At 73.5% G+C, this 4,010-nt stretch carries 4 protein-coding genes; 2 read left to right on the forward strand and 2 right to left on the reverse strand.

Annotated features, from left to right (window positions below; genetic code table 11):
• Nucleotides 1–55 precede the first annotated feature (55 nt).
• Both C1I93_RS29210 and C1I93_RS29215 read right to left on the reverse strand, forming a co-directional pair.
• The gene (locus C1I93_RS29210; protein ID WP_111246482.1) at nt 56–901 is read right to left on the reverse strand and encodes an ABC transporter permease; all 846 of its coding nucleotides are present in this window, start codon (nt 899–901) and stop codon (nt 56–58) included.
• On the reverse strand, nt 898–1,809 hold the full coding sequence (locus C1I93_RS29215) for an ABC transporter ATP-binding protein (protein ID WP_111246485.1): 912 nt from the start codon (nt 1,807–1,809) through the stop codon (nt 898–900). The genes C1I93_RS29210 and C1I93_RS29215 overlap by 4 nt, the downstream gene beginning before the upstream one ends.
• Nucleotides 1,810–1,942: 133 nt before the next feature.
• Between C1I93_RS29215 and C1I93_RS29220 the strand changes: the two genes are divergently transcribed.
• Both C1I93_RS29220 and C1I93_RS29225 read left to right on the forward strand, forming a co-directional pair.
• Nucleotides 1,943–3,244, forward strand: coding sequence for a sensor histidine kinase (locus C1I93_RS29220; RefSeq protein ID WP_212808319.1), 1,302 nt, complete (start codon nt 1,943–1,945; stop codon nt 3,242–3,244).
• Nucleotides 3,241–3,894 carry a response regulator gene (locus C1I93_RS29225; protein ID WP_111246484.1) on the forward strand — a complete coding sequence of 218 codons (654 nt, stop codon included), beginning with the start codon at nt 3,241–3,243 and terminating at the stop codon, nt 3,892–3,894. The genes C1I93_RS29220 and C1I93_RS29225 overlap by 4 nt, the downstream gene beginning before the upstream one ends.
• The last annotated feature ends 116 nt before the right edge of the window (nt 3,895–4,010 follow it).

Genomic DNA, 4,010 nt, shown 5'->3' on the forward strand with positions numbered 1-4,010 from the left:
GCTAGTCTTGTGGGCTTAGAAAGGTGTATAAGAGACAGGTATTGGGGGTGGGGGGTTAGGGTTCGCGGCGGTGTAGCGCGAACACGATGATCAGGGCGGTCGCCACTGTCCAGGTGGCGTACGTGGTCCAGGCGCCGGAGACGGTGGCCGGGTACAGCTCGTTGGTCCACGGCGGGGGACCGGTCGGCTCGATCAACCGTTGCCAGGCCGGCACCGGCATGGCGTGCCGCAGCAGCGCGGTCCAGCGTTCGTCCTCGTTGACGGCGGTGGGCAGCAGGAGCAGCACCGTCGCGGCGGTCACGATCGCGGGGGCGGTGTGCCGGATCAACGCCGCCAAGGCCATGCCGATCAGTGCGCAGAGGGGCACCAGCAGCGCCGAGGCGGCGATGCCGCGCAGCGCGCCGGGGTCGCCGACCGACATGGCCGCGCCCACGTCGGCCAGGATGGCCTGCGACGCCGCGAACGCCGCCGCCGCGCCCAGCACCCCGAGCAGGGTCAGCACACCGGTCAGCACGGTCAGTTTGGCGGCGGCGACGGCGCCGCGCCGGGGGACGGCCGCGAAGGTGGTACGCAGCAGCCCGGAGGCGTACTCGCCGCCGATCGCGACCGCGCCGACGCCACTGGCCGCGAGTACCACGAACATCTGCGCCTGGGTGGGGAAGGCGTCCCAGAGCGGGGAGCGAACCGCCCGCCGCTCGGCCGACCAGTCCGGCCAGCCCGCGTGGGTGACCAGGGCGGCGTGGATGGCGAGGCCGACCATGGCGAGCAGGATCAGGGCGAACGCGCCCCAGGTCGAGCGCAACGACCAGAGCTTGATCCATTCGGCGGCGAGCAGATCGCGAAAGCGCGCCGGCTGCGTCGTCCGGGTGGGCGTGGTGGCGGGCGGGGTCACGGTGGTCATCGGTCCTCCCCGGTGGCGTACTCGACGTCGGCGGCGGTGAGCGCCATGAATGCCTCCTCCAGCGAGGCGGTACGGGTGGTCAGTTCGTGCAGCGGGATCCGCAGACCGAGGGCCAGTTCGGCGATCCGTTCGGCGGTCAGGCCGGTCACCGCAAGCGTCCCGTCCGGATCGGGCCGCACGCTCGCGCCCTCGGTGGTCAGCGTGGTCCCGAGCGACGCCGGATCGGGGGTACGGACGACCACCTCCGATCGGCCGGCCCGGGCGGCGAACTCGGCGAGGGACTCCTCGGCGATCAGCCGGCCCCGGCCGATGACCACGAGGTGGTCGGCGCAGTGCTCCATCTCGCCCATCAGGTGACTGGAGACGAAGACGGTGCGCCCCTCGGCGGCGAGCCGCCGGAACAGCTTCCGCACCCAGCGCACACCCTCCGGGTCCAGTCCGTTGAACGGCTCGTCGAAGAGCAGCACTGGCGGGTCACCGAGCAGCGCGGCGGCGATGCCGAGGCGTTGCCGCATGCCGAGCGAGAACCCGCCGACCCGGCGGCCGGCCGCACTCTCGAGACCTACCTGTCTCAGCACCTCGTCGACCCGCCCGACGCTGATGCCGTTGCTGCGGGCCAGGGCCGCCAGGTGGGCCCGGGCGCTGCGTCCACCGTGCACATCGCCCGCGTCCAGCAGCGCCCCGGCGTGCCGCAGCCCGCGGGGAAGGTCCCGGAACCGGACGCCGCTGACGGTGACGGTGCCGCTGGTCGGCGTGGTCAGCCCGAGGATCATGCGCAGGGTGGTGGACTTGCCGGCGCCGTTGGGGCCGAGGAAGCCGGTCACGTGGCCCGGCCGGACGGTCAGGCTCAGGTGGTCGACGGCGGTGGTGCGGCCGTACCGCCTGGTCAGGCCATCAATTTCGATCATGAAGTCCACCCTGCCGAAGACCGGGGCGCGCGGCGTCGGCCCGCCGGCCACACCGCCGCGCCGGGCACTGTCCCGAGGGCGTACGCCCGTGGGCCGATGCCCACACCGTGCCTGGCTGGATACCGTGTGCGGCGTGGAGGCCACCGCCCGGATCTGGTCGCGTACCGCCCTGTCGGCGGTGCGGACGGTGCTGGCCTGGGCCGGGGTGGCCGTCCTGCCGCTGCTCTGGGCGCTGGCGCCGGTCGTGGCGACGAGCGGTGGCGGTGTCGGCGTCATGGGTTGGTGGCTGCCCGAGCGATACCTGGTGCCGCTGCTGATCGTGGCCCTGCCAGCGGCGTTGCTGCGCCGCCGGCCGCTGACCGGGCTGGGGCTGATGCTGCTCGGTGCGACGATGACCAGCGCCACCGTGCACGCCGGGGACCACGGGTATCACAGCATCCTGTTCAACGTGCAGTTCCTCGCCGTCGACGCGGCGCTGGGCGTGGTCGCCGCCAACCGGTCCCGCCGGGTGTCCGGGCTCGCTGCCGTCGTGGTGCTCGTGACACAGCTGCTCGTACCGTTCGTGAACGGAAAGGTGGAAGGCGCCGATCAGGCCCCGCTGTCCGTGCTGACGGTCGTGACCGCCTGGATGGTCGGCAACTCGATGCGGACGCGGCGGGACCATGCGGCGGCGCTGCGGGCGCACGCCGCCGCCGAGGCGGTCACCGCCGAACGGCTGCGCATCGCCCGCGAGCTGCACGACATGGTGGCGCACAGCATCGGGGTCATCGCCATCCAGGCCGGCGTGGGGGCCCGGGTGATCGACACCCAGCCGGCGCAGGCCCGTGCCGCGCTGGCCACCATCGAGGCGACCAGCCGGGACACCCTGGCCGAGCTGCGGCGTACCCTCGGCGCGCTGCGTCGCGGCGCGGGGGAGGCGGCGTCGCTGGATCCGACGCCCGGCCTGGCGGATCTGGACCGGCTGGTCGCGGCGGCGGCCGACGCCGGGGTCCGGGTCGAGCTGCGCCGGTACGGCGACCGCCCGGTCCCACCGGAGGTCGGCCTCGCCGCGTTCCGCATCGTCCAGGAAGGGCTCACCAACGTGGTACGCCACGCGGGCGTCGACGCCTGCCGGGTCACTGTGTCCTGTGCCGACGAGGTCACCGTCGAGGTGATCGACGACGGCCGGGGCGGCTCGGTCGGCGGCGAGGGACACGGCTTGATCGGCATGCGGGAACGAGCCCTGGCCCTCGGCGGCGACTTCCGGGCCGGGCCGCGACCCGAGAGCGGCTTCCGGGTGACCGCCCGACTGCCGGTCCGCACGCCGATCGACGGTGACCGGCCGAGCGGCGGGGCTCAGCCGGCTGACGACGACCGTCCGGCTGGCGGCGATCAGCCGACCGACGGTGACCGGCCGGTTGGCGGGGACCAGTTGGGTGCGGTGGTGCGGCCGTGAGCGTCCGGGTGCTGCTCGTCGACGACCAGCCGTTGGTCCGGGCCGGGTTGCGGGTGTTGATCGCCGACGTGCCGGACATCGAGGTGGTCGGTGAGGCCGGCACCGGCGCCGAGGCGGTACGCCTGGCCCGGGAGGCGGCACCCGACGTGGTGCTGATGGACCTGCGGATGCCGGGCACGGACGGCATCCAGGCGACCCGGGCGATCACCGCGGCCGGCGGCCCGACCCGGGTGCTGGTGCTCACCACGTTCGACGACGACGAGCACGTGCACGGCGCGCTGCGCGCCGGGGCGAGCGGCTTCCTGGTCAAGGACATGGCGCTGGAGGACATCCTCGCCGCGATCCGGGTGGTCGCCGCCGGAGACGCGCTCATCGCCCCGGGGGTGACCCGCCGGCTCATCGCCGATTTCGTCAGCCGGCCGGTGGCACCCGCACCCCGGGCCCTCACCGGGATCACCGCCCGGGAGCGCGAGGTGCTCACCCTGGTCGGTCGGGGCCTGTCCAACGGCGAGATCGCCGACCAGCTCGTGATCAGCCCGGCGACCGCCAAGGCGCACGTGGCCCGCCTCTTCACCAAACTCGGCGCCCGGGACCGGGTGCACCTGGTCATCGCCGCCTACGAAGCCGGCCTGGTAACCCCGGCCCGCTGACCACATCCCCACAGGTCTTCGTTGACAACTTCAGGGAAGATGCTGCCTCGACCTGCCGAGAAGCAGCATCTTCCCTGAAGTTGTGCGGATCTTGGCGGGGTCCGGTGGCCGAGGGC

Source organism: Micromonospora endophytica (assembly GCF_003236305.1).
In the GTDB taxonomy this organism is placed as follows: domain Bacteria; phylum Actinomycetota; class Actinomycetes; order Mycobacteriales; family Micromonosporaceae; genus Micromonospora; species Micromonospora endophytica.